22 protein-coding genes and 1 pseudogene are annotated in these 26617 nt (G+C 60.8%); 10 read left to right on the top strand and 13 right to left on the bottom strand.

Annotated elements, in window-relative coordinates; all coding sequences use genetic code 11:
- Positions 1-11: 11 nt before the first annotated feature.
- Positions 12-1415, bottom strand: a complete 1404-nt coding sequence (locus tag AC0X69_RS22025; RefSeq protein ID WP_076611431.1) for an ISKra4-like element ISMet1 family transposase — start codon at positions 1413-1415, stop codon at positions 12-14.
- 246 nt (positions 1416-1661) lie between these two features.
- On the opposite strand from AC0X69_RS22025, the gene AC0X69_RS22020 reads away from it, so the two are divergent.
- From AC0X69_RS22020 to AC0X69_RS22005, 4 genes are all read left to right on the top strand, one after another.
- On the top strand, positions 1662-1850 hold the full coding sequence (locus tag AC0X69_RS22020; protein WP_482614006.1) for a hypothetical protein: 189 nt from the start codon (positions 1662-1664) through the stop codon (positions 1848-1850).
- A 517-nt stretch (positions 1851-2367) separates the two neighbouring features.
- The gene (locus AC0X69_RS22015; RefSeq protein WP_482614004.1) at positions 2368-5697 is read left to right on the top strand and encodes an efflux RND transporter permease subunit; all 3330 of its coding nucleotides are present in this window, start codon (positions 2368-2370) and stop codon (positions 5695-5697) included.
- Between the two features lie 35 nt (positions 5698-5732).
- Positions 5733-6905, top strand: a complete 1173-nt coding sequence (locus AC0X69_RS22010) for an efflux RND transporter periplasmic adaptor subunit (protein ID WP_482614055.1) — start codon at positions 5733-5735, stop codon at positions 6903-6905.
- Positions 6906-7039: 134 nt separating this feature from the next.
- Entirely contained in the window at positions 7040-8614 is a 1575-nt protein-coding gene (locus AC0X69_RS22005) for an efflux transporter outer membrane subunit (RefSeq protein ID WP_482614002.1), read from the top strand.
- 217 nt (positions 8615-8831) lie between these two features.
- Here AC0X69_RS22005 and AC0X69_RS22000 read toward each other — a convergent pair whose 3' ends face one another.
- The 7 genes from AC0X69_RS22000 to AC0X69_RS21970 form a co-directional block, all read right to left on the bottom strand.
- Positions 8832-9650: a sensor histidine kinase gene (locus AC0X69_RS22000; RefSeq protein ID WP_482614001.1), complete on the bottom strand. Its 819-nt coding sequence runs from the start codon at positions 9648-9650 to the stop codon at positions 8832-8834.
- Position 9651: 1 nt separating this feature from the next.
- Positions 9652-10359, bottom strand: coding sequence for a transposase (locus AC0X69_RS21995; protein ID WP_482613999.1), 708 nt, complete (start codon positions 10357-10359; stop codon positions 9652-9654).
- Positions 10356-11363: an FAD-binding protein gene (locus tag AC0X69_RS21990; protein WP_482613998.1), complete on the bottom strand. Its 1008-nt coding sequence runs from the start codon at positions 11361-11363 to the stop codon at positions 10356-10358. The genes AC0X69_RS21995 and AC0X69_RS21990 overlap by 4 nt, the downstream gene beginning before the upstream one ends.
- A gap of 10 nt (positions 11364-11373) precedes the next feature.
- Positions 11374-11658 (bottom strand): hypothetical protein, encoded by a 285-nt coding sequence (locus AC0X69_RS21985; protein WP_482613997.1) that lies wholly within the window; start codon positions 11656-11658, stop codon positions 11374-11376.
- 241 nt (positions 11659-11899) lie between these two features.
- On the bottom strand, positions 11900-13228 hold the full coding sequence (locus AC0X69_RS21980) for a glycerol dehydrogenase (RefSeq protein WP_482613996.1): 1329 nt from the start codon (positions 13226-13228) through the stop codon (positions 11900-11902).
- Positions 13225-13920 (bottom strand): SMC-Scp complex subunit ScpB, encoded by a 696-nt coding sequence (gene scpB / locus AC0X69_RS21975; protein WP_482613995.1) that lies wholly within the window; start codon positions 13918-13920, stop codon positions 13225-13227. The genes AC0X69_RS21980 and scpB overlap by 4 nt, the downstream gene beginning before the upstream one ends.
- Entirely contained in the window at positions 13917-14993 is a 1077-nt protein-coding gene (locus AC0X69_RS21970; protein ID WP_482613993.1) for a DUF1403 family protein, read from the bottom strand. Before AC0X69_RS21970 ends, scpB begins: the two co-directional genes overlap by 4 nt.
- A 232-nt stretch (positions 14994-15225) precedes the next feature.
- Between AC0X69_RS21970 and AC0X69_RS21965 the strand changes: the two genes are divergently transcribed.
- From AC0X69_RS21965 to AC0X69_RS21955, 3 genes are all read left to right on the top strand, one after another.
- Positions 15226-16284: a tyrosine-type recombinase/integrase gene (locus AC0X69_RS21965; RefSeq protein ID WP_482613992.1), complete on the top strand. Its 1059-nt coding sequence runs from the start codon at positions 15226-15228 to the stop codon at positions 16282-16284.
- Between the two features lie 84 nt (positions 16285-16368).
- Positions 16369-16980, top strand: coding sequence for a DUF433 domain-containing protein (locus tag AC0X69_RS21960; protein ID WP_482613991.1), 612 nt, complete (start codon positions 16369-16371; stop codon positions 16978-16980).
- Between the two features lie 4 nt (positions 16981-16984).
- Positions 16985-17365, top strand: coding sequence for a DUF5615 family PIN-like protein (locus AC0X69_RS21955; protein ID WP_482613990.1), 381 nt, complete (start codon positions 16985-16987; stop codon positions 17363-17365).
- Here AC0X69_RS21955 and AC0X69_RS21950 read toward each other — a convergent pair.
- The 5 genes from AC0X69_RS21950 to AC0X69_RS21930 form a co-directional block, all read right to left on the bottom strand.
- Positions 17341-17559 carry a hypothetical protein gene (locus AC0X69_RS21950; protein ID WP_482613989.1) on the bottom strand — a complete coding sequence of 73 codons (219 nt, stop codon included), beginning with the start codon at positions 17557-17559 and terminating at the stop codon, positions 17341-17343. The genes AC0X69_RS21955 and AC0X69_RS21950 overlap by 25 nt on opposite strands.
- A gap of 72 nt (positions 17560-17631) precedes the next feature.
- Complete coding sequence (repC, locus tag AC0X69_RS21945) at positions 17632-19005, bottom strand: plasmid replication protein RepC (protein WP_482613987.1); 1374 nt, start codon at positions 19003-19005, stop codon at positions 17632-17634.
- A gap of 234 nt (positions 19006-19239) precedes the next feature.
- Complete coding sequence (repB, locus tag AC0X69_RS21940; RefSeq protein ID WP_482613986.1) at positions 19240-20238, bottom strand: plasmid partitioning protein RepB; 999 nt, start codon at positions 20236-20238, stop codon at positions 19240-19242.
- A 2-nt stretch (positions 20239-20240) separates the two neighbouring features.
- Complete coding sequence (repA, locus tag AC0X69_RS21935) at positions 20241-21449, bottom strand: plasmid partitioning protein RepA (protein WP_482613985.1); 1209 nt, start codon at positions 21447-21449, stop codon at positions 20241-20243.
- Positions 21450-21642: 193 nt separating this feature from the next.
- Positions 21643-22566: a DUF2493 domain-containing protein gene (locus tag AC0X69_RS21930; RefSeq protein ID WP_482614053.1), complete on the bottom strand. Its 924-nt coding sequence runs from the start codon at positions 22564-22566 to the stop codon at positions 21643-21645.
- A 347-nt stretch (positions 22567-22913) separates the two neighbouring features.
- Here AC0X69_RS21930 and AC0X69_RS21925 point away from each other — a divergent pair, with 347 nt between their 5' ends.
- The 3 genes and pseudogenes from AC0X69_RS21925 to istB all read left to right on the top strand — a co-directional run bounded on the left by AC0X69_RS21925 (position 22914) and on the right by istB (position 26544).
- The gene (locus AC0X69_RS21925) at positions 22914-24212 is read left to right on the top strand and encodes a DUF6880 family protein (protein WP_482613984.1); all 1299 of its coding nucleotides are present in this window, start codon (positions 22914-22916) and stop codon (positions 24210-24212) included.
- Between the two features lie 104 nt (positions 24213-24316).
- Positions 24317-25883 (top strand): annotated as a pseudogene (istA, locus tag AC0X69_RS21920) (IS21 family transposase).
- A complete protein-coding gene (istB, locus tag AC0X69_RS21915; RefSeq protein WP_482613983.1) occupies positions 25816-26544 on the top strand; it encodes an IS21-like element helper ATPase IstB in 729 nt (242 codons plus the stop codon). Before istA ends, istB begins: the two are co-directional and overlap by 68 nt.
- The last annotated feature ends 73 nt before the right edge of the window (positions 26545-26617 follow it).

Below are 26617 nucleotides of genomic sequence, written 5' to 3'. Positions count from 1 at the left end.
GGCTGAAACAGTCAGTTCAAACGCGATTTGAAGACTGGCGGTTCGTAGGACAACTGCTCACGCAAGTTTCCGTTCATGACCGCGGCGCGCACCTGCAGCATCAGATGAGCGCCGCGCTTTGACCATCGCATCTGTTGTTTTTTGACCATGCGGCGTGCGGTCAGCGAATTCACTGCGGATTCGGCCAGCGCAGTGGCGATCCGTCGTCCCGACCGATATCGAGCTCCGTAATCGACGATCGCAGACTTGTTTTGACGGATGTAAGTCAGAAGCGGTTGCGCCAATTGCCATATGCGGCCGGCGCCCAGGTCGCCTTGCTCGCGTAACATCGACATGTCTGCGATGATTTCCCCGAGGTGTTCTATCGCTCGATCGACCTGTCCATGCCACAGCTTCCACTTCAAGGCGCGGATCTCCTCATCGAAAACGACGGTTTCATTTGTCCATTCGTCGCGCCAGCGAACGATATGATCGGCGACTTGCTGTAGGGGCTGGATTTTCATAGCGATGTGGAACCAATCAACGATATGCCTGGTCGGACGCGGCAAATTGCGAGGTAGCCGCTTCATAATCTCCGCGCCATCAGACAACACGGTAATTTCGCCGCGACCCACGTAGCCCTCGCTCTGAAGCGCTTGAAGCGTGCGCAGCCGTAGTTCTTGTTTCGAAGTGTCTGCCGTCACGAAATAGTGACCGGGACGGGAGCCGCGTCGTCCGCGGCCGCATCGCGCAACTGCGATCTCAAAGGTTCGCCCGTCCGCCTCGGAGGCACCTTTGATATGGGCTGTGTCAATGCTGACAACGAACTCTCGCTCGGGATCATTTGGCAGATCAAGCTCGATCTGCTCGCGCTCGTCAGCGTGTGGGGGATCGAACCAGGCGCGATCTCGCGCCTTTTCATCGAGCCGCTTGCCGAGAGCGAGCGTGCGATGGCGAACCGTGACGAAGGACTCAGACGATTTGACGGGCAAAAACTCCGCGATGACATCTGCCGCTTTGCGGTAGGGCATCAAACTGCCGAGGCGAGCCGATAGCTCCATCAATTCCGGCGTCGCCTGGTCGGGGAAAAAATCCCGCAGGACTGCTGAAGCGTCGCGGAAATACGGCACGCAGCGTTGGCAATTCAGGATGCGTGGATTACGAACCTCGACGCAGCCAAACACCGTTCTGATCTTTCGCTTGCTGTAGTCCTTGATGCGTCGAAAGCGCTCGCAATCCATGCAAAATCGGCGAACCAAGACGTAGGTCTCGCATTGCTGCTTCACGATGACCTGCTGCAGGTGGGCCATGATCGTCTTGCCGTCCTCGATAGAAAAGCCCACAGCTCCCGCCGTCAAACTGTTCAAATCTTTTTCCAGAGCTATCTCGGACCGATGCGCCGCGCCAAATTCATCCGTGCCTTCAATTGTAATCATCCACCGCATTGCCGTCTCCTACGAAGCCGGCAACTCTTTTCATTAACAGAAGTTAAAGCTCCGTGGCGCCCCAGTTAATTTAACGGTCCCTCTGGCCGTTGCTCCACGGCTCGGTGATCGCGACGCGCGTTCTTAGTTTCTGGGATCAACAAATCAGAAAAGAACCAGTCATACTGCGCTGCAGCGTAGCCACTATTTAAGGATGAAATGCGTAATCGGCATTTGGGTTGGCAAGGAGTCGGAGCAATGAAGACAGTGTTGGTCATTTCGTATCTGTTGGGTGGTCAGGTCATCGACATGGAAACGCTGGATGCGTCGAATATGGATGCGTGCAAGACGACCAAGCAAATGGCGCTCGCCGAAAAAACGCCCGTGACGACGCGATACGGCGCGAATGTCAAAATTTCGGCGGAATGCAAGCAATTGCCGGTTTAGCCGAGCTGAGCGCCGGTAACTCGACGCTATAATCTTCATCGAAGGATTTCGGCTGCCCTGTCCGTCCATGCCAAGCATATATGCGTGGAGCCGCGGCCGCTGAGCCCCTTGAGCGGCCGCGGACGCAAGTCCTCGCGCGTGCGACGAGACGCGGCTCGCGAGCCGAGCTATTCGCCGATTCTTGCGCAGCGCACATCCCGACGCTCTCATGCGATGCGGCCGGATTGTATTTGCGCGTCGGGCGCGACGACCCAAACTCTCCTGCGTAACACATATTTCGTCAAGCAACTCGACCGGTTCAGCCTGATCGAGAGCCATCTTGATGCGATATCTCTTGAGGCGCTGGAGTATCACACGAGAGATTCTCTCGTTGGGCAGCCTTTTCCTGGATCGAACAGGTTAGGGATGACATGAAAAAACTGCCAAGCATACAAATTCTGGAAACATCGTTTCGTGCGCTTTGGGATATAGCGCTGCTCAATATCTATGCCGGATCGACGTTAGACGGAGTTGCACAGTGAATGGTGTCGTCGTTATCGCCCTAAGACGTCCCTATACGTTCGTAGTTCTCTCGATCTGCATTCTTCTATTCGGCATAATGACGATCGTTAAGACTCCGACCGATGTTTTTCCGAACATTAAGATCCCCGTGGTCGCCGTGGTTTGGGCATACGCGGGACTTCTGCCAACGGAAGTGTCGGGGCGCATCACCTATCTCTACGAGCGCCAACTGACGTCGAATGTGGAAGGCATCGAGCATCTCGAGAGTCACTCCTATTACGGCAGTAGCATTATCAAAATCTTCCTGCAGCCCGGCGTTGACCTAGCTGCGGCCGAGGCCGATATCGACTCGATCTCGCAAACCGTCACCAAACAGCTTCCGCCTGACATTTCTCCTCCCATGGTGATGAGACTGGAAGCGTCGTCGGTTCCGGTCGCTATGGTAAAAGTCACCGCCGAAAACCTCACCCCGGCGGATCTATACAATTTGGCAAAAAACAAGATCAGGCCTTTCCTGGTCACCATCCCGGGCTCGATCCTGCCGCATCCATACGGCGGTCAGGACAAGCAGCTTCTAGTGTCTCTCGATCAACAAAAACTCCTGGCGCGGCATTTGACCGCCACGGATGTCCATAATGCGCTCGTCAATCAGAGCATCGTGCTGCCGGCGGGCGACATGAAGCTGCATGCGACGGATTGGCTGGTGCAGACTAACGCGACGCCGATGCAGGTGGATGATTTCAACAACATCCCGATCAAGCGCGTCGGCAACGCCACTGTTTACATGCGCGATGTCGCCGATGTGCGCCTCGGCGGGCCACCGCAGATCAATGCGGTCTTGGTCGACGGCAAACAGTCCGTGTTGATTGTCGTTATGAAGAGCGGCGAAGCGTCGACGCTTGATGTCGTCGACGGGGTTAGGAAGGCGATACCGCGCATCGAGGAAATCGCGCCCCCTGGCGTCAAGGTCGAACTGCTGAACGACGCCTCGGTTTTCGTCAAGGATTCGATCAAGGACGTCTTGCGCGAAATGGCGCTCGCCGCCGCGCTGACCGGTCTCATCGTCCTGCTGTTTCTCGGGTCCTGGCGCGCCACTGTGATCATCGCGACGTCGATCCCGCTCTCGATTTTGACCGCCATCATCAGCCTTCATTGGATGGGTCAGACGATCAACGTCATGACCCTCGGTGGATTGGCCCTCGCCGTCGGCATTTTGGTCGACGACGCCACGGTGATGATCGAGAACATCGACACCCATATCGAGATGGGAAAGCCGCTGGAAACAGCGATTATCGATGCAGCCAATCAGATCGTCATCCCGACCTTCGTGTCGACAGCCTGCATCATCATCGTCTGGTTGCCTTTGTTCGAACTGACCGGCGTTTCCGGCTGGCTCTTCACGCCCATGGCCGAGGCGGTGATGTTCGCGATGGCGGCGTCCTTCATTTTGTCGCGCACATTGGTGCCGACAATGGCGAAATACCTTCTTGTCGACCATGGCGCTCCGCACGCCGCCGAAAGTGGTCGTGAAGAAAAGGATGAGACCGCTTCGGCGCTTGCCGGTCGACGAAAATTTCCGACTGCGGCTGAGATCGAAGCTCTGGCGAACAGGGACGCGGAGCGCAGCGCCTTGGCGGGGGACGGGGGATTGTCCCACTTTGCGGTTCCTCTCCCCGAAGTGGATCAGCGGTTGCACGAGCGCAACGGATTCTTGGGGCGAATTCAGGAAGGCTTCGAGCGCGGATTCCAAAGGATGCGCGAGCGCTATTCCGAGCTTCTCCGTAAAACGCTTCGAAATCGCCGACGGTTCGTTGCAATATTCCTCGCCGCCGCGGTGGCGTCGGTTGCATTGTTCTTCACCAATGGCCAGGAGTTTTTCCCAGAGATCAAATCGGGCACGCTTCAGATGCATATGCGCCTGCCTCTCGGAACGCGCATCGAAGTGACAGGACGCATCGCGTCGTTAGTCTCGGAGGACATCGAACGGCTCCTACCGGGTCAGGTCGAGGATATCGTCAGCAATTGCGGCCTTCCGGTGGGCCCGCATAATTTGGCGTTTATCCCGACGCCGACGATCGGCCCGCAGGACTGCGATATGACCATCGCTTTGAAGGACGAGGTGTCGCCCGTATGGGATTTCCGAGGCATTCTTCGGAAGGGTCTGAAAGAACGCTATCCAGGAACGGAATTCACCTTCCAGCCTGCTGATCTGACGGCAAAGATTCTCAATTTCGGATCGCCTTCGCCCATCGACGTGCAAATCAACGGGGGCGATTCCATGGATAGCTACGAGTTCGCTCGCAAACTGGCGAGCAAGATCCGCAAGATCAATGGTGCCGTTGACGTCGTGATCCAGCAAACCATGCGAACGCCTACCCTTCTCGTAGAGGGCAACAGGAGTCTCGGGCTAGGCATTCAGCTGACCGAGAAGGACATTGCCGACAATCTGCTGATGACTCTCTCCGGCAGCCAGCAAGTCGACCAAGTGTTCTGGCTGGATCAGAAAAGCGGCAACTCCTATCAGATCAACGTGTATACGCCGCAATATCAGCTGACGAAGGTTCAGAACTTACTGACGATTCCGGTCGACAAAGGGGATCTCGATCCCTCCGGATCAAAAATGCAACTCCTTGGCAGCGCCGCGACCCTATCCGTCAAAGGGACGCCGGGCGTCGTCTCGCACGCCAATATCATGCCGCTGTTCAATATTTACGTGTCTGCTGAAACCCGGGACCTTGGCGGCGTGCTTTCCGACGTGAAGAAGGTTTCGGAGGAAATGGAGAAGGAGTTGCCGAGAGGGGCCGCTCTTGAGATTCACGGACAGGCGGAAACGATGCATGCCGCCTACATAGAGCTCATCGGCGGCCTCCTCGCGTCGATCGTGCTGATCTATCTACTGATAGTCGTCAATTTCCAGTCGTGGCTCGACCCGTTCATCATCATCACCGCTTTGCCGGGCGCACTCGCCGGAATAGCGTGGTCGCTTTTCATGACCCACACGAATATCTCGGTGCCGGCACTGACGGGCGCGATCATGTGCATGGGCACGGCGACGGCGAATTCGATTCTCGTCGTGTCCTACGCCCGAGAGCGACTGGAACTGCATGGCGACGCCCTACTTGCGGCATTGGAAGCCGGCTATGCCCGCCTTCGTCCGGTCATCATGACGGCTTCAGCGATGATCATCGGCATGTTGCCGATGTCGATGGCCAACTCGCAAAACGCGCCGCTGGGCCGCGCGGTGATCGGCGGGCTCACTGTCGCGACCTTCGCGACTCTCTTCTTCGTCCCCTGTGTTTACGCAATTGTGTATCACCGCAACTCGAACAAGCCCGAGAGCTTCTGATGAAATCGGATCTTTTGCGCACCGCGAATGTGAAGATGAATGTGCGGGGCCGACCCGCCGCCTGGGCTGCGCTGTCGGCTTTCACGCTTTTCGTCATCTACGAATTCTATGCGCGTCATCACGCGTCGACTCTCCTGCAGCAGGAAACGCTGGAAAATGCGATCCCGACGGTCGCCGTGTCGAACCCGCAGCCTGGTCCGCCAACCGAGACGATCGTCCTTCCGGGGAACATAGAGGCCTGGTTCCAGGCGCCGATCTACGCGCAGGTCTCAGGCTATGTGAAAATGTGGTACAAGGATTACGGGGCGAAGGTAAAGAAGGGCGACACCCTCGCCGAAATCAATACGCCGACGCTCGACGCGCAATATTCTCAAGCCAAGGCTTCATTGGAAGCGGAGCGCGCCCAGTATAATCTCGCCGTTGTTTCGGCGCAGCGCTGGGTGGCGTTGCGGAAATCGCATGCGGTTTCTGAACAGTCCATCTCCATCCAGGAGGCGAATGAGAAAAAGGCGAAGGCCGATCTCGAGGCCGCCGAACATAACGTCAATAATTTTGTCGCCCAGCTCCAATTCAAGACCATCGTCGCTCCCTACGACGGGGTTGTCACGTCGCGCAACATCAATGTTGGCGACTACATCAACAAGGAAGGAAACATCAGCGACCGCAGCTCTGTAACCAATCTGTTTTCGATCGCCGACATCCACAAGATGCGTCTCTTCATCTCCGTTCCGGAGGCTTTCGGCCAATTGCTGAAGCCCGGCCTGACCGCGGACGTCACCGTTCCCCAATTCGCCAACCGACATTTCAAGGCTGAATTTCTCACGGTCGCCGGCGGCTTCGATCCGAATACGCGCACGGCGGTCACGGAATTTACGATCGATAACGAAGACAAGTCGCTCTGGCCGGGGTCCTACGCATCCGTCACGCTGACAGTTCCCTTGGCCGACAAGTATCTGACCATTCCCTCGAGCGCTCTGGTGTTTCAAGAGCATGGGGCGCAGGCGGCGATCGTTGGCGATGACGACCGTGTTCATTTCAAGCCGATCAAGATCATAAGAATTCTCGACGGCAGGATCGAGATTTCGGCAGGGCTCTCAAAATCGGACCGGTTGATCAACAATCCTAGCGCCGCCCTGCTCGAAGACGACAAAGTGCGCGTCGTTCAACCCGCGAACGGCTACGAGATCAATCCGGAGGATATCAACTGACGGCGCCGTCGCCGAGCGCGCACATGGCTGAAAAGCGCATGCACGCGCATGAGAGAGATTGACCAGGATTTTAGGGGCCTCGGCTCCCGGTCTTTGGTTTGTTGAAAGACTTACGGCCTCAGACGAGGGATTAAATGCGTCGTAGATCGAGAAAAGAATTCTGGCGCTGTCTTCCGCTTATTTCCGCATCGATCCTTTCCAGCTGTAACGCGCTGCCCGGCGTCGACCTCGCGCCCGCGTACGAACCGCCGGAGCTCATCGTGCCTGCGTCCTGGCATGGCTCCAGCCCATTTGTCGAGGCGCGCCCGTCGGACGCGGAAATACGCCCAGACTGGTGGAAGCTGTTTCATGAGCCAGTCCTGGATGGGTTGGAAATACGAGCCATGGCCGCCAATCCGGACTTGCAGGCGACGGCGGAGCGCTTCATGCAGGCGCGCGACATCATGATGAAGACGCAGTCGCGGCTGTTTCCGCGGCTCGGGCTCGGAATTGGCGCCTCAGACAACAAGCAGTCAGTAAATGCGCTGTTTCGCGCGCCCGACTCGCCGATCTACGACACCTCCGTTTCGGATGTGGGCATCGCTTCCTGGGAGCCGGATTTTTGGTACGCCATTCGAAATGAGACTATGGCCCAGACATATCGGGCTGAGAGGCGCGCGGCGGAATTTGCTCTTGCGCGCTTAAGCCTCCAGGCGGAAATCGCGTCTGACTATTTCACGCTGCGCGGCTACGACGCGCAAGTCGCGACCTACAAGCAGTCCATCGACTACTACAAACAATCGCTCGCGATCGTGAACGAACAGTTCGAGGGCAAGATCGCATCGGAGCTGGATGTGGCGCGCGCCAAGGCGCTTTTGACCGGAACCGAAGCGAAGCTCCTCGAGATACAGGGCGAGCGTGAAGTCGTCGAACATGCGCTCGCCATCCTCGTCAACACGGCGCCGGCGAGTTTCAGGGTTCCAGTCGCCAACGCCTTTAAAATTGCACTCTTGAAAATCCCCAAGAAGCTTCCGTCGACGCTGCTTGAGCGACGTCCCGACATCGCCGCTGCGGAGCGCGAAATGGCTCAGGCGAACCGGGAAATTGGCGTCGCCCGCGCGGCGTTTTTTCCAAAGATCGAATTCCGACTTGACGGAGGCTTCGAGGATCACGGCATGAATCTCCTCAAACTGGCCAACAGCTTTTGGTCCTATGGATCGATGATCTCTCTGCCTGTTTTCGAAGGGGGCCTGCGCCGCGCGCAATTGCAGCAGTCGTGGTCCGTCTATCGCGAAAAAGAAGATCGATACCGTTCGACGACGCTTAACGCCTTCAGAGAAGTCGAGAACGGTTTGAGTTTGACTAGGCGTCTGAGTGCGGCGGCAAAGAAGCTCGACGAAACAGTTGCCGCGAATCTCCAGACGCAAAATCTCACGATGGATCTCTACCGCGGCGGCCTCGGCTCCAGCCTCGATCTCATCTTCGCGCAGGTGGCGACGCTGACGGCGCGCATCGACGCCATCAAGGTGAAGACGCGCCTGATTACGTCGACTGTCGAACTTGTCCGCGCCCTGGGCGGCGGTTGGAATCGCGGGGAACTGCCGGCGGACGGCGAAATCGAACCTTTCAACCCGTTGCAATATCAATATCTTTCCACGCCCCTGCCGGCGGGCGGGATCGCCGTGCCCGCCGAAAACCACCCCGGTGATAACAATCTTGGTACGTTATAAAAGACCTGAAAAACGCTGAAAGTGGTGAACGACACTCTGATCGCAACCCAGGAAACCGGGCCCGGCTCCGCTTCGCTGAAGCGGCAGCGCGAGTGGCGACGAAGTGCTGGATCATATTGTAGAAAATCACTGGCATAAGGATCCCGGCGCTCCCCGACCTGCCCCTGCCCCTCCTTAAAGAGACGTTTATCCGCGGCGCGTCGGCGCGTTCCCCCTGTCAGACGACACTCTTGTCGTCTTCGTCGCACGACGACAAACTGCTGCTGTCCCTTCGAGAACTTGCATCAAAGTTCAGCGCAAACACGATCTTCGCGCATGTTCCGCGCGTTGGGGCCTCGTACATCAGTCTGCCGTTCAATTTGTGGGCCATGGCCTCCAATAGAGTTCGACCGAGTCGCGTCGATTGCGCCGTCGTTTTGGCGTTCATGCCCACACCGTCATCCTCGACGGAAAGAACCGCGCAGTCTGCCTCATTGAGGCTTAGCGCAATTCGGACTTGGCCATCGCCGTCCGGATAGGCATGCTTGTGCGCATTTATGACGAGTTCCGTGACGATCATGCCGAGCGCAGCCGCATAATCGGGAGGCGCAAACAGCGGCGCGGCCGAAAGTCGAAAATCCGGAGACAAGTTTTCTGCCCGCAGGGACGACTGAAGATCAACAATCAGATCATTCAGATAGTCGCGCAGATTGACCGACTGCACGCTTTCCGATGTGTAAAGACGCCGATGGATGTCAGCGACGGCCATGACGCGCGTTTCGGCGGTCGCCAGCGCAGCCTTAACCTCCGGGCTGGAAGAGATTTGCGCTTGCATGCGGAGCAGCGCCGCGATGAGCTGAAGGCCGTTTCCAACACGGTGATTAACTTCGCGCAAGAGAACGCCGCGCTCTTCCGCGAGCGCCTCAAAACGGTCTCTTGTCGCTCTGATTTCGGCCTCTGCATTTTCCTTAGCTTCGCGGACGCGCTCGGCCTCGATCGCAGCATCGATCGCGACCATGAGAAATGTCGATTTCCATTTCGAGGGGGTCTGCGTCACTTTACGTGCAGAGGGCCGTTTCGAACGGAAGCATTCGCGCTCGCAGCAGCTCAATGCCTGCGCGACCATACATGGCGCGCTTCAACGTTTTGAGACGATTGATTTGCCCCTCGGCCTGGCCGCTGCTCCAATGTTCTATAATGGCGTCGATATCTCGGCTCAACGTTCGCGCAAATTGCTGCATCAGGCGCACCCCGGAATGCTTCGCGTCATGAAGCCAGTCATTGAGCTTATCAGGATTTTTGCCGCGCAGAATGCTTCGGAAGCGCATCGCGAGTTGGCGGAGGATGACGAAGCTGGGCGAGGCGCGCTTCAAAACGATGACCTTGGCGTTCTCGGCGAGCGTTAATCGCCGTGTCGGCTTCACGCAGAGAGAAGCGGCAACGACCGGAGAGATTTGCCAGCCGGTCGTCGGATCGACTGCTGGAATCTCAATGAATTTTCTATGTTGCTGCTCTGGCTGCTTCCTTTGGACGCCGCCGGCGCGCCATGTCGTTAAAAGGCGCTCGAGATTTGAGAAGCTGCCCGTGTAGCCCCGATGTCGAAGATCATGAAATAAACGTCGCCTACGCGATCGCCCTCGGCCCATCGGCGAGCAAGGAACTCTTGGAAATAAAGCGGAGAACTCGGCCTCAACGCCAGCCGCCGACGGTTGCTGATTCCGGTCGATGGCGCCCCCTAAAACGAGATGAAGGCGCCCCCCGATCACGGAATGATGGCGCCCCCCGATTCCGAGATGATCCCGCCCCCTGTAACGGAATGATCCCGCCCGGGTGATTTCATGCAGTGGCGGGCTCCGCCGTTGGCCTGATCAGGTCGCTTCCTTGGCAACCGAGGGAGCGATCCATGCCAGCGGAGCGGATTACGATGCGCCAGGCGCGCGAGATTATTCGGCTGAAGTCCACATCGATTTCGGCGCATGAGAACGTCGGGGCGCCTGAAGCGCACTGCTGCGACTCGCCCGTCTTCATGGCATTCAATGAAATTGGCGCAGGTCTGGGTGAGAAGTCGCGCGCCCAGCATCTCGGCGCGCGCAATATGCACCGTCGCGTCGTATTTCGCCTGGATGGGGCAGACAGGGATGCAACTCGCGCTGCCATGGCAGGAGGGGCGGCTCGACGACCCTTTGGAGCGCCTCGCCTGAGGCGTGGAGCGGAGGTCGAACTTCGAACCGCTAAGCGCTTGCTTCCAGCGCCGGTCCAGGAAGCTTTGTGGAACAGGGGGCAGCGGATAGGGGGCCGAGCGAGGCGAACCCAAGTCTTCCGCTGCGTCGCCCGATACTTCCAGCTCCCTTTTCGCTCGGCAATACCAGGGCTCGAGATCGTCGTAGGAGATCGGCCAGTCCGTCGCGAGACCAAAGAGCGAATTGAGGCGGAAGTCGTCGGGGACCAGGCGTATCGCCGTTCCCAGCCAATGCCAGATCGTCCCGCCGACCTGTCGCAGATAGGTCGAATTGAAGACGTCGGCCCCCTTCTGTGCGTAGAATCCGCGAGGGTCCTCCGTCATCGGATGAGGTGTAAAAGGTGATTGGCGATAGGCCGACTCGGGGGTTTTCGGATATGCGGCGTGAAACCGCCTAACCGCCTCCGCTCGATCCACCCGGGGCCCGGCCTCCATGATCGCGACGCTCCCGCCTTTCCCCGCGAGCTCGCAGGCGAGAAGCGCCCCCGCGACGCCAGAACCGATAATCAGCACGTCGGCGCTACTGTCCATGTCAAATCCGTCAGAATGGCGTGACCGCCCAGCGCCCCGCTTCAGTGTCGGGGACGCCCCGGGGTTTGGCAAAGCCGATTGCATCCCACAAGAGCGCCCCTGTGTAATCGACGCAGACCATGCCTCTGGCGCCGATCGTCTGACCGGAATACCAATCTGCGACGATCCGGGAGTCGAGCGTTTGTCCGCCTCCTGTCGCCGCCTTTTCCCGTCGCTGATGGGGCCCCGTGGGGCCGACGATGCTCTGGAAGTAATGCTTCGCGATTTCCGGCGGGAGGTTCGGATGCGCGGTCAATTTCTCGCTAGCTGGATAAACTTTGCCAAATCGAGGCCACGCGCCTCACCAGACCGCCACGGAGCGACAAAGACCAAGGCATTGTCGGCGACGCCGGAAAAAAACGCACGTCGCGTGATCCTCCTGACCCGCAAATCGTACATGTTTGAAGTCTCAAACATCCCAACGCTCCAATGCCTGAAACTGAGATCAACGGGCTGGCCCAGGCCCGATCAAAGCTAGGAGGCGCCCTGGCGCCCTTTTACTTTCGCGTTGAATTCGGCGATAGCCGCGCTGGAATACGAAGAGTGTAGCAACTGCCGTCCCGACAAGAAGACGAGTGAAACAGCATGGATGAGGCCGATCTCGAATTCGTATGCGTTAGTCGAAGGAGGAACACTCTGACAATTGAACGCACCCGTCCTATTGCGGACGGCGCGCTTTGAAAGTCTCGCCCAGAGAATTCGCCGCGTAAAGCGCATCCATGACCGCCTCGGCGGTTACCTCGAATTGGCTCGTTATGCGCGCTTTCCCCGGGAGCAATGGCACGCTGCGCGATAGCCCGGGCTTTTTCGCGGGTCAGTTTCTGGAGCCCGAGCTCGGCGAGCGTAAGGGGCAGGCCGACAGAAAGGCAGAAGCTCATCACCTCGTCCATGACCGCGTTGTCCGCTCCCTCCAAAACGAGCTGAACAAGCGTTCCGAATGCGACCTTCTCACCATGTAGCCGATCACGCGTTTCGGAGGCGGCGGTCAGGCCGTTATGAACGGAATGCGCGACCGCGAGGCCGCCCGACTCAAATCCGAGGCCGGAAAGAAGGGTGTTTGCTTCGATGATGCGCTCGAAGGCCGGCGTAATCGCTCCTGGGCGCGCCGCTGCGAGGGCCGATGTCCCGTCTTTCAGCAGTGTTTGGTAACAGAGTCGGGCGATCGCCGCCGCGGTCAAAGTACTCGAACCGCCAACCACATTCCTGCGGTGCGCGCGCATTGACGCCTCTGCTTCGGAACAAGTGGCAAGGGCGTCGCCCATCCCGGCGATCAACTGCCGCGCCGGCGCGCGCGCGATGATGCCGCTATCGACGAGCACCAGATCGGGGTTGCGTCTGAAATAAAGACAGCGCTCAAAAACCCCTTCTTCCGTATAGAGGACGGCGAGCGCGCTGCAGGGCGCGTCGCTCGACGCCGTCGTTGGGCAACAGGCGACCGGCAAGTCCAGCTCCGCGGCGACGGCCCGCGCGATGTCCAACGTCTTGCCGCCGCCGGCGCCGATGATCACCGAAGCCGACACCCTGCGCGCGGCTTCCGTCCCACGCGAGATTTCGGCAAAGGAACATTCGCCGCCAAAATCGAATACGGCAAAATCCAGCCCCATCCCCTGGAACGTCTGCGTCCATGCCGCCTGCGCCAGCGCGCGGGCGCTTCCGCTCGCGATGATCAGCGCCAACCCGGACAGGCCAACCGTTGAAGCTCTGCGGCCAGCGATCTCGTCGCATCGCGGCCCTGGACATATCTTGCGGGGGAGCAGAAAACGTTGAGCATAGTGGTCTCTCCAGGCGTCACCTGCAAAGCAGGGTGGGGCCGCGCGTCCATTCACTCCACTCCCTCGGCCTCCGCCGCGTCAAAGACGGCGCCCTCCGCTCCCTCCTCCTCACCAAACCCCAGCGCATCGTCGAGCGCCGCCTCGGCAGGATCGTCACGCTCATTCGCGCCCGCATCATCGAGGCCGTCGAGGTCGGGAAGATCGCGCAAGCTCCCGAGCGCAAACATTTCGAGGAAGCGTTCCGTCGTCACCCAGGCGATCGGCGCGCCGGGCTCCGGGGCGCGCGGGCCGCGCGCGATGACGCCGCACTTATTCAACCGGCCGAGGATGTCGCGGCTGATATCGTGGCCGGCCAGTCGCGAGAGAGCGGCGCGGGTGACCGGCTGCTGATAGGCGATGGCCGAGAGCGCCAGCATTTCGAGTTTGGTGAAAGCCGGCGGGCCCGCATCCTTCGCCTCGTTAAGCGACCGCAGCGCCTCGGCATGGCGCGGCCGCGTGCGAAACTGAAAGCCCCCAGCGACGAAAACGATCTCGTAAGGGCGGCCCTTGAGCTCTTCGTTAATGTCGGCGAGGAGGTCGTCGAGCCGGCAGCCGTCGCCGACGAGCCCGGCGAGCGTCTCGCGGGGGACCGGCTTCGGCGAGGCGAAGATCGCCGCCTCGACGCGGCCCATCCACTCGCGCCAGCGCATCCCCTCCGGCAGATCGGCGAGGTCGCGGTCGAAACGGACAGGTTTCGGGCGGCTCATAGGCCATAGATCCTGAAGGTCTCGCGCCCAGTGAGTTCGCGCACGGCGCCGAGCGCGACGAGGCGATCGAAGAGACGCCGCGCGGCGCGATCCGATAGGCCGGCGCGGGCCGCAGCGGCCGGTGTGACGGCGTCGTCTGCAAGCAGCATGTCGACGACGTGGCGCGCGCCTCTTGCGCGTAATTTCGGCGCAATGGCCGTGAGTCGCTGCGCCCGCCGCGCCAGATCGGCGGCGAGGGCATGCGCATCACCGATGGCGAGGCCATACGCTGAAGCGACCGCGTCGCGCCAGTCGACCTCCAACGGGCGCGGCCGTTTGCCCTTCGGTCCACGGCGCAGCGACGGATGCAGAATCGCGCTGGCGAGCAAGGGAACCGGCCGCGCCCAGTCGAGCCGCGTCGCGAGCGCCAGGTCGGCGACCCAGAGGGCGAAGACCTCGGCGTCGATCGCCGACCCTGCGGCGCAAAGTTTCATGGCGACGGCGCTGGCGCGGGCCGCGGCGCTGAGCGGGTCCGGCGCGTCCGCCAGGCAACCGGACAAGGCTTGCGCCAGGGCGTCGGCATCGGTCTCGGGCAGGCCGAGCAGCGAGAGGGCAGCCGCGAGCGCCGCCGCGTGGAGGCGCGCGGGACGCGCCGCATCGATCCGAAACAGCCGATGCAACCGCCCGGCGGGGCTGGGCTCACCGCCGGCCAGATGTTCGGCGTCGCGTAAGGCGGTCGCGTCCTCGCGCAGCCGGGACAGCGTCACGCAAGATTCAGCGGCCTTCAGCGCGAGGCGCTGGCGCAGGCAGCCGGCGTATGCGGGCTCGGCGGGATCCTGTGCGGCGCTCGAGAGATCGACGCCGTGGGCGCCGCCGCGCAGCATCTGATCGAACAGGGCGAGGCCGGCGCCGGCGACGAAGGCCGCCGCGTCCCGATCCGCCTTCTGAGCCCGCGCCCAGCGCGGGAGCGCTTGAATTTGCGGATCCTTCACGGCCGCTGGGGCTGCGGCGCGGCGGGCCCGGGTGGCCCGTTTGGGCGCGGGCTCCGCGGCTGAGACCGCGTCGCGCGCCCGGTCCGAATCAACAAGCGTCATGGCCAGAATCCTAACCAACGGCGGCGCTTTGTCACGAAATTTCGGCCACGACCCGCCGCGCTTGTCTGTTCATGCCCATGTCCGATAATGTGCGCTTATCGGACATGATTCGAACCCCAATACCGCCGGGCGACAGCGACCGAAAACACCCTCGTCCAGCCTGCCGAGGCGTCAGATTTTTGACCCCGAAATGACGGGCGGGCCCCCGACAAGCGCCGAAATGAGGACGCGGATGACCAAGATCGACGACGACTTCGACAGCGGCGGCGCGGCGCTCGCCGCGCGCGCCCCCTCCCCGCATCTCGCGACGCTCGGCGAACGGGCGCGCGATTACGCCCGCAACGCCCGCTCGGAAAACACAAGGCGCGCCTATGACGCCGATTGGCGGCAGTTTTGCGCCTGGCTGCGCCGGCAGGGACTCGATCCCCTGCCCCCGGACCCGCAAACCGTCGGTCTCTATCTCGCCGCCTGTGTCGAGAGTTCCCCCGGCCGCGATCCCTTGAGCGTCGCCACGCTGGAGCGGCGGCTCGCTGGCATTTGCTGGCATTACCGCCAGCGCGGCGCGCCGCTCGATACGAGCGATCGGCATATAGCCACCGTGCTCGCCGGCATCCGCCGCGCCCATCGCCGCCCGCCCGTCCAAAAGGAAGCCATCTTCGCCGACGAGCTCCTCGCCATGCTCAGCGTCCTCGACATGGACCTGCGCGGCATCCGCGACCGCGCCATTCTGGCGATCGGCTTCGCCGGCGGCCTGCGCCGCTCGGAAATCGTCGGCCTCGATTGCGGTCCGGACCAGACCGAAGACGGCGCCGGCTGGATCGAGATTTTTCCGCCCGCCGAGCCTGGCAGTGAAGGCGGCGCCCTCCTGCAGATTTCCGGCAAGACCGGCTGGCGCGAGGTCGAAATCGGCCGCGGCTCCCGTCCCGAAACCTGCCCCGTCGCCCTGCTCGAGATCTGGATGCGGCTCGGCCGGATCAACCATGGCCCCCTCTTCCGCTCGATTGCGCGCAAGAATGGCGGCGTCTCCGCACAGCGGCTGACCGACAAACATGTCGCCCGTTTGGTCCAGAAAACCGCGCTCGCCGCCGGCCTTCGCGGCGATCTCACCGAGGGCGAAAGGCGCCTTGCCTTTGGCGGCCATTCGCTGCGCGCCGGCCTCGCCTCCTCGGCGCAGATCGAGGAGACGCATGTGCAAAAGCACCTCGGCCACGCCTCCGCGGAAATGACCCGGCGCTATCAGCGCAAGCGCGATCGTTTCAGGGTCAATCTGACCAAGGCCGCGGGACTGTAACGACGCCATTTATCTGATCAACATTGCAATTTCGGGACTTTTGCACTAACTTATCCCCTACAAGGAACATGTTTTGAGGTCGTTATGCCGTCCGTCGTCCATCTGACGCCCCGCGAAGTCGCAGAGCTCGCCGGCGTGCCCAAACGCAATGTCGAAAAGGCCATCGAAGAAAAGGTCTTGTCGGTCCATGTCGGCAAGATCGCTGGCGCAAATTTTGGCAAAAGCGCTGACGCGCGGCGACTCCTCGGCGTCGAGAGCGTCGCCTATGCCGCGCTGATGCGTCGGCTGAACGGACTTGTCTCGCTTACCGTCCCGGGAAAGCGAAAACTCGTCAAAGCCCTCGCGTCGCTCGATCTGCCGCGACTAAAATCGGCGAAAATAGAGATCGCCCCCTCGGTCACCGCCGATATTGGCGCGCTCGCCGGCGATGCGCTCGAGCGCACGGATCGCTATCTCAGCACGCGCGACGCCTGGATCGAAAGCGTCGCCGGAATCAAGGGCGGTCTGCCGGTCATCAAGGGCACACGCATCACCGTGCATTCGGTCGAGTCGCGGCTAGCGCATGGCGACAGTCTCGACGACATCGCCGCCGAGAATCCGGACCTGCCGCGAGAAGCATTCGAGGCGGCCGTCCTCTTCGCCAGGGCATATCCCCTGCCCGGCCGGCCGACGACGATCGCGCGGTCCGCGGCGTAAGCGGATGCGGCTCTTTATCGACGAATGCCTCTCGCCAAAATTTGCCCTCGACCTCGCTGAACTCGGCCATAACGCGATCCATCCGCTGCATGTCGGCCGGCGCGGCCAGCTCGACCATACGGTCAAAGAGATCTGTCTCGCCGAGGATCGCGTCATCGTCACCGAGAACGTCGGCGACTTCAAAGCCCTGCTCGGCCGTGAACCCATTCATCCCGGCCTGATCGCGCTCCCGCAGACGAGCCGCGCGCACGGATGGGCCCTGATGACAGCGGCGCTCTCTTTCCTTGAGACCCGTGGCGATCCGATGGACGCCATGGTCAACCATTATCTCGATTTTGACGCGCAAGGTCGGCCGGCGCTTCATTCCCTGTCGGCGGCCGATTGAGCTTCCAACGATTCCGCGAATGGCGGCAACTGACCATAGGTGGCGGCGGCCGTCAGCGCCTGCGCGGCGATGTCGCCCGACCGGGTCAATAGATCGACGGGCGACGCCTTCCCTTCCACGGCCATTGGGCCAAGCTCGATGATTTTGACCAGCGCATCGGAAAGGATGGCGAGTTGGGTCGTCGTATCGGTCATGGCGTCCGCGCTCCTTCGATCCGCGACGATAATCGCCAAATTCACGGCAAGGAAACCCTCCCGCAAGATTGATCATCCCGCTTGCCGCCGTTCACGCGCCGCCTTCGCGGCCTTGCCGCGCAGCAGCGCCATCAGCACCGGTCCCAGCGAAAACTCCCCTGCCCGCGCCTTAGTGGTCAGAACCCGCAAATAGCCGCCGGCGGATTTGATTTCGTCGCCCCTCTGCAAGATCGCGGCGACGACAATCGAGGCGTCATGCTCGCCCAGAACGTCGAGCGCCTGCTTCCAGGCATCGGGCGAAACGCCGAGCGCCGAGCGCACAATCGCCGCGGCGTCAATCAGGTCGCGCCAGCAGGAAATCTCAGCCCCTTTGCCGTAATCGACGATGTCAGGACAGGCTTGCAGCACCATGCCGAGCGGATAGGTTCGCGTCGACGACGCTTGCCGCTCCGCGATTCCCGGACCGGGCGGCTGGGTTGTTGAAGCCCCTGCCCTCTCGGCTTCCGGCTCTTTCGACATTAACCCGGGCGGATCGGCCCTACCTTCTTGAAGGTCAGGTTCAAGATCAGGAATGTTTGTGATTTGATTCTGTATGTGGCGCTCATTCTGGGACTCATTGGCGCTTCTTTTTTGCTGTTTGACGTGTCTTTCCAATAGATTCTGGATTTCGAACGCAAGGGCATTGAGATCGCCCGCCAAGGCCTCCAGTCCGGTCCGCCCGAGGCCGCGCGAATAGCGCCCAGAGAGGGCCTGGTAGCGCCCGTAAAGACCTTCCCAGTCGCCGATTTCCTCCCCGTTGATTGACAGCGGTGCAAAGTTTACCCACTCTTCCATACCGGTCTCGATCATCTTGACGATGTCGCGACGAACGAGCGTGATCTTCTCGCGCAGGAGCGCGATCGCACGGTTCTCAATGCGCACTTCCTCGGCGAGATTTTCGATTTCGGCCGCGCGCGCGATCAAGGGCGTCAGATCGAACCCGAAGGCTTCCGCTATTTCGCCGCCCTGCCCTCTTCGAGCGAAGCGTTTGCCGTTCGGCGAGTCGCGCCGGATGATGAGCCCCGCTTCGACGAGCGACGCGAGATGTCGGCGCAACGTCGCCGGCGCCATGCCATGGGCGCGGATCGAGAGCTCGCGGTTCGACGGAAACACGACGATCCCGGGCGAGGGCGAATCCCCCTCCTCCCCCTGCTTCGCTTCGACCTCTGGCAGCGTCAGCGCCGTTTCCTGGTGGAAGCTGAGCAAGGCGTGCAAGACCGACAGCGCCCGGTCGGTGACGCCAAGCGGCCCCTTGGCTTCGGTGAGCGCGCGAAACAGCCGCCACTTATGGACGACGGTCTCGGACGCGTCGGGTTTTGCCGCGAAATCTCGCGTCGCCGCCTGCGCCGCCAGCATGGCAAGCGACAGCGGCCGCCGCCCAAAGGGCGTCGTTGAATATGTGCGCATGATCCTTTGCCTCGTTCAGGCAAAAGAAATCTGCTCGCCGAAACGGCGCCGACTCTTGACAGCGATTCGCGGAAGTGTGATTCTCTAGGTGCGAACTATGAGAAGGGCTTCCGGGCGATGTTTCGGGGGCCTTTTTCTTTTGTCGTAACCTCTATCGTTGTTGGCGAAACGCTTACTCGTCACTCGGCGAGCATCTCAGGAGCAGCGCATGCGCCCTCTTTGCTCGCAACAAAACTAATCCTCGTGCTGGCTGACCTGAAACGCCTTTAGCAAGGCCGGCAGTTGCGCCACGATGTAAGCGCCGAACTCGGCGTCGACCGACTTATCGACATTGATTCGCAACCATCCCGCATCTTCGTCGACCCGCGCGATCTTTCGTCCATCATGGTCGATCCATGATGTCGTTTTCGCTGGTGGGTTCTTGGTGGCGAGCGCCGCGAAGACAGCCGCGAAGCGCGAATCAGAGTCGAGCGGCGCAAACTCCGCCTCGTTACAAACTCGCGCCCACACCTTGCTCGCCCGCGGCGCCTTAAGATGCTCGGCAAGGTCCATCCAACGGCGCCGACCGGCTTTGGGTGCTGCCCCGATCGCTTTCACGAGCTCGTCCGGCAAAGCCTTGCGACATGAAATCAGTCGCGACAATTCCGTCTTGTCTATGGCGAGGGAGGCCATGATTGTGTCGCGACCAAATCCTCGCTCTTCGAGTGACGCCGCGAAGGAAGCGCGCTCGATAAAGGATAGATCGCGACGGGCGCTGTTCTCCTGGCCTTGAGCGATCACCAGTTCGTCATCGGTCAGGCTGCGAACGACCGCCCTTACACGCTGCCCCAATTCTAGCAGCGCGCGCAAACGCCGGTGGCCATAGGCGATCTGGTAGCGCCCGGAAGCCTCTGGGTGAGGTCGAACTAGTATCGGAACCTGCTGCCCATGAGTGCGGATGGACGAGAGCAACGACGCGCGGTCTGCTTCGCTTTCATCGAGGCGATCCGTCACGAATGAGGCGTCGACAAGCGATGCGTCAATTTCGATGACATCCGCTCCCGAAAGGAGTCTTTTTTCGAGCTCCTTCGCCGCGTCGATATCCGCGGAAATTCGTTCCAAAGATCGGCCCATGGCGCCGACCGCGCCCCGATTTCCGAGTGTCGGGGGCGGGCGACGGGTGGTCACACTCTCCGGGTTGACCGCGGTCAACTCCTCATCGTCCAAGCCCAGCAAGAGGTTTTTGCGCGCCATGCCTACCTTCCCCAAGCCGTTCTGATAAGTCCCTCGATTTCTCCGTTTACCGCGGCGAGAGCTTCAACCGCACGGTCGTATGTCGCCCGTGTAAACTGCTCGCGCGAAACTTCGTAGAGCGTTTGTTTGGTGATGCCTGCATCGGAAATTGCCGTGCTCTTCACCATCGACGATGTCAGCACCCGCTCGCCAAAAATTGAGCGCATAAACGCGACCATTTGGGTCTGCGGCCCGTCGGTTGGCTCAAACCGAGTCACGAGGTAACGCATCCAGTCATACTCCATGTTGCCACCCGCTTTAGCGACAACAGCAAGAAGGTCTGAGGTCATAATCAAAAATTGACACATCGACATGAGGTCGAGCATCTGCGGATGCACCGTGATCAGTACCGCTGTCGCCGCGCAAAGAGCGGAAAGCGTTAGAAATCCGAGCTGCGGCGGGCAATCCAGTACGACCACATCATAGTCGTCTGCAACGGATCCTAGTGCTTGTGCGACGCGCGCGAAGAATAGGGCATCGCCCTGCTTCTTTTCCGCGAGGGCCTTCGGGCTCTCATGCTCGAATTCCATGAGTTCGATGTTGCCGGGGATAATGTCGAGCCCCGGAAAATAGGTCCGCCGGATAATCTCCTTGAGTTCACGGCGCGCGCTGTCGTAGCGGATCGCGCCGTACAAAGTTTCATTCTCGCCAATATCAAACTCGGGCTGATAGCCGTGCAGTGCAGACAGGCTCGCTTGCGGATCGAGGTCGATCGCCAGAACGCGATAGCCGTACAGGGCGAGGTATTGCGCCAGATGCGCTGCCGTCGTGGTCTTGCCAGAACCGCCTTTGAAATTGGCGACCGATATGACCTGAAGGTGCTCGCCGTTGCCCCGGCGCGGCAAATACCTTCGTCCTGCCTTTCCGCCCTCATCGAGAAAGACGCGTAACGCCTGAATATCTTCGAACGAATAGGAGCGCCGGCCGGTCGGGCTCGTCTCGGGCTGCGGCCCCTTGCCATCTAATGAGAGTTGTCGAAGGTAGCCATCATTGATGCCGATGAGTTTTGCCGCTTCCCCGGAGGAAAACCGACGCAGGGTCTTGCGCGCTTCCGGCGGAAACAGCTTCTTGCGATGCGCCAACAATTTTGCCGATAATTGGCGCGCATCGCCAGCGATTACCTCGTGGATATCGGAAAGCGAGGACGGCTGGATGGCGGGTTGGGGTGCCACGGATCAGGCTCGTAGTTACGGTTTAACATGAAACCCACAGGTGATTTCGTGGCAAGTAGGCCCGATTCTCCAACTCTCCGCAAGAAAAAATGAGTTAACGAATGATTAACGCAGACTGCGGGTCGTCGGAGAACGTGTTGACCGCGGTCAACAAACGGCGACCGCGTTAGGTGTTAAAACGAGAGCGCCGCCCTCATTTGAACCGCCACACCGGAATTCCCATTTTGCGCGCCTTATCCGCGAGATTCTCGACGATGCCGGAACCGGGGAAGACGATCACGCCGATCGGCAATGTCTCGAGCATCACGTCATTGCGCTTGAAGGGCGCAGCGTTCTTGTGACGGGTCCAGTCTGGTTTGAAGGCGACCTGAGGAACCTTGCGATTGTCCGCCCAGCAACACGCGATTCGTTCGGCACCCTTTGCGCCGCCGCCATGGAGAAGCACCATGTCGGAATGCTTCGCGTGGACCTTGTCGAGCGCGTCCCAGATTCGCTGATGATCGTTGCAATCGACTCCGCCAGCGAACGCGATGCGATGCCCACGCGGCAAGAGAACTTGCGTCTCTGCCAGCTTCCTGGCGTTCAGGAAATCCCGGCTGTCGATCATGGCCGCCGTCAGCGCGCGGTGATTGACCCTTGAGCCCGAGCGCGGTCGCCATGCGGAACCGGACTCGGTCGCATAGAGCTCCGCAAGATGGTCGCGGAAGAATTCGAAGGCGTTGCGCCGTTCGGTGAGCGTCAGTCCTTGCGCGATCAACCGCTCCAATTCAACCGAGCGGATTTCCGAGCCGTCCTGTTCGGCCTGCGCGCGCCGCTGCGCGGTTTCGTTATCGTCGAGCGCGCGGTCGATACGATCCGCCTTGCGATGAAAGAGATTGACGAAGGACCAGAGTAAGTCGGGCAGGTCGGCTTCGAGCCGAGTGTTGAGAAAAAGACTTGAAAGAGATTCGACGGCGGATTCGAGGGCCATTGACGCAGAGTCGGAAGAGGGGAGGGGACGCGGATCCGGCTCGTCGTCGAAGGGGCGATAGCCGTGCAGGGCGAGTTCATCGAGGAGATATGACGAGGGCGATTCGTTCGGACCGTCGTGGGGGAAGGGCTTGATGTCGATATCCATGGCCTTGCACTTTCGCTTCAAGGCCGCGCCGATCGCGGCCTGACAGCGATCCCGAGCCACGGGCGGATCGCGTCGCACCCGAAGGGCTGCAGCAAGGCGAAGGACGCTTCCCGATGACTTGTTTGCTCCGCGCGGAATGCCCGGCTCTTGCGCCGGGCAGGGGAAAAAAGTCGGCGGGAAGCGTTGCGGCCAGCGAGCCGCTTGTGGCGTCATCGCTGCTCTTTCAGGCCGGCGCGCGGCCCTCTACGCGAAATGCATCTGCCGCAGACGATTGGCTCGGCAATGCCCATGACGGTCGGCCTTCGCGCCAATATCCGAAATCCGGAAGGCGCTGTAAGAACGTCGCGATGCCGCCGAAAAAGACCCTTACTGCGAAGAACCTCGAAGCGCTCGGCGTCGAGCGGCTTGCTGAGCTCCTGATCGAGATCGGCGACACGAATGCCGCCGTCAAACGCCGATTGCGGCTCGAACTCGCTGGCGCGCAAAGTCCGGCCGAGGTCGCGCGCGAAATCCGCAAGCGGTTAAAAGTGATTGCCCGCTCCCGCAGCTTCGTCGACTGGCAGAATCGGCGGGGGCTCGTCGAGGATCTGCAGACGCAGCGACGCGCTATCGTGGATCACGTCGGCAAGACCGATCCCAAAGAAGCGCTCGATCTGATGTGGGGCTTTACGGCGCTGGCGTCATCCGTCTTTGCGCGCTGCGACGACAGCAGCGGAGCAGTGATCGACATATTCCACGAAGCCGTGAACGATCTCGGGCGGCTGGCCGAAGCCGCCAAAGGCGATGCGACAGAATTGGCCGATCGCACGTTTCAGGCCTTGCTCGATAATGACTATGGCCAGTTCGATCATCTCATCTCCATACTCGGCGCGGCTTTCGGCGATGCAGGCCTCGAACATTTGAAGCGGCGCTTCCTCGCCCTGTCCAAGGAGCCGGTGAAAAAACTGGCCGAGCATGAGCGGCGGAAGATCGGCTGGTCGACGGGCGGTCCAATCTATGAAGACGAAGTCGCCAATCGTCACCGCGTCCACGTCATCGACATTGCGTTGAGGGACATTGCCGACGCACAGGGTGACGTAGACGCCTTCATTACGCAATATGATCCAGAGACACGAAAGGTTTCGCGCATCGCCGCCGAAATTGCCGAACGGCTCCTTGTAGCCGGCCGTGCGGCGGAAGCTCTAAAGGCGCTCGAAGCGGCGGAGCACAGGCGTTCGGGCTGGCCGGAATTTGAATGGGAGGATGCGCGCATCGCCGCGCTGGACGCTCTTGAGCGCAGCAACGACGCACAGGCGGCGCGCTGGTCTTGCTTTGAGCGATTTCTGTCGGCACGACATTTACGCGATTATCTGAAACGGCTTCCCAACTTCGAAGATATCGAGGCGGAAAGCCGCGCGCTTGATTTCGCAGAGAATTATGCAAATTTGCCGGCCGCTTTGATGTTCCTCGCTTCATGGCCTGCGCTGGATCGCGCGGCAAAACTCGTGCTCAATCGAACAGAAGAATTGGACGGAGATCGGTACGAGGTTTTGTCTCCTGTCGCCGACGCGTTGGCCGGCAAGCATCCGCTGGCGGCGACACTGGCGCTGCGCACCATGATCGAATTCTCTCTCGATAACGTTAAGTCCAGTCGATACTGTGTTTAGGCGTGCAATTTTGACCCCCTAAGCTGGGGGATCGGCGTCCAAAATTGACCCCCATCTGACTGTTTGCAGGTCTGCCCGCTTTGGCATCGAGCGGGCGGTGGGGGATGCTTGTTGTGGAGACGATTGGCCGGATTCGGCGGGAGCATTTCCAGAAGGGCAAGTCGATCAAGGAGATTGCCCGTGATCTGAAGATATCGCGCAATACGGTTCGCAAGGTTCTGCGATCAGGCGAGACGTCGTTTTCCTACGAGCGGGAGATTCAGCCGCGTCCCAAGCTCGGCGCCTGGAAGGCGGAGATCGACCGAGTGCTCGCGGAGAATGCAACAAAGCCGGCGCGCGAGCGGCTGACGTTGATCCGTGTGTTCGAAGAGTTGCGGGCGCTTGGCTATGACGGCGGGTATGACGCGGTGCGGCGTTATGCGCGGAATTGGGCGCGAGACCATGCCAGCGAGACGGCGAGCGCCTTTGTGCCGCTGAGCTTTGCGCCGGGCGAGGCTTACCAGTTCGATTGGAGCCACGAAATCGTTCTGATGAATGGCGTGACCATGACCGTGAAGGTCGCGCATCTGCGGCTCTGTCACAGCCGGATGTTTATCGCCCGAGCCTATCCGCGCGAGACACAGGAGATGGTTTTCGACGCCCATGAGCGTGCCTTTGCCTTCTTCAAGGGCGCCTGCGGCCGGGGCGTCTACGACAATATGAAGACGGCGGTCGAAACGATCTTCGTTGGCAAGGACCGGCAATATAATCGCCGCTTCCTGCAAATGTGCTCGCACCATCTCGTCGAGCCTGTAGCCTGCACGCCGGCGTCGGGCTGGGAGAAGGGACAGGTCGAAAATCAGGTCGGCCTCGTGCGCGAGCGCTTCTTCACGCCGCGTCTGCGGTTCAAGACCTTCGACGAACTGAATGCGTGGCTGATGGATAAATGCATCGCCTACGCCAAGGCGCACGCCCATCCGGAGCGCGCCGACAGAACCGTCTGGGAGGTCTTCGAGGAGGAGCGCCCCCGGCTCATTCCCTATCGCGGCCGCTTCGACGGATTCCACGCGCTGCCGGCTTCCGTGTCGAAGACGTGCCTGGTCCGCTTCGACAACAACAAATACTCGGTGAACGCCGGCGCTGTCGGCCGCCCGGTCGAGATCCACGCCTACGCCGATCGTATCGTCATTCGGCAGGATGGCAGGATTGTCGCGGAACACGCCCGTTGCTTCGGGCGCGGCGAGACGATCTATGACCCGTGGCATTACGTCCCCGTTCTAGCGCGAAAGCCCGGCGCGCTGAGGAATGGCGCGCCGTTCAAGGATTGGCTGTTGCCTGGCGCGCTCGAGCGCGTCCGCCGCAAGCTCGCCGGGTCTGACGACGGCGATCGTCAGATGGTCGCCATTCTCGCCGCCGTGCTTACGGACGGCTTGGCGGCGGTTGAGGTCGCCTGCGCCGAGGCGCTGGAGAATGGCGTCCACTCCGCTGACGTCATCCTCAACATTCTCGCGCGCCGGCGCGATCCCGAACCCGCCGCGGTCATTGCGACCCCGGCGGCCTTGCGGTTGACGCATGCCCCGATCGCCGACTGCGCCAGATACGATCAGCTCAGGAGCGCGTGACCATGGAACGAACCGAAGTGCTCGACATGATGGGGGAACTCAAGCTCTATGGCATGCGGAGCGCCTATGACGAGACATTGGCGACGGCGCTCAAGCGCAAACATGAACCGCAGCGCCTGGTCGGCGATCTGCTCAAGGCCGAGATATCGGAAAAGCAGGCGCGCTCGATCAAATATCAGCTCACCATCGCCAAATTGCCGCTCGCCAAGGATGTTGACGACTTCGCCTTCAAGGACACGCCGATCAATGAGGGGCTGGTGCGCGATCTCGCCGGCGGCGCCTTTATCGCTCAACAGCGGAACGTCGTTTTGGTCGGCGGAACGGGCACAGGCAAAACCCATCTTGCGATCGCCATCGCCCGAAGCTGCATTCGCGCCGGATCGCGCGGGCGCTTCTACACCACCGTCGATCTGGTCAATCGCCTTGAGGCGGAAGCGCGCGCCGGACGGCAGGGGCGGCTCGCCGATTATCTGACCCGTCTCGACGTCGTCATCCTCGACGAACTCGGCTATCTGACCTTCGCCCAGGCCGGCGGCCAACTCCTGTTCCATCTGGTCAGCCGACTCTACGAGCGCACCTCGATCATCGTCACGACCAACCTGGCCTTCGGCGAATGGCCGAGCGTCTTCGGCGATCCGAAAATGACGACCGCGCTGCTCGATCGGCTTACCCACCACTGCGACATCGTAGAGACCGGCAACGAAAGCTGGCGCTTCAAGAACCGCGTCTGATAAATAACGCCGCCGCGCGCATCGTAACTCCGGTCGGGCTATGCCCTCCCTCCGTCACGACGCGCGCAACACG

This window comes from Methylocystis sp. Uni0008 (assembly GCF_056838045.1).
The sequence above is the reverse complement of the archived record's forward strand: the minus strand, read 5'-3'. Positions and strand labels throughout refer to the sequence as shown.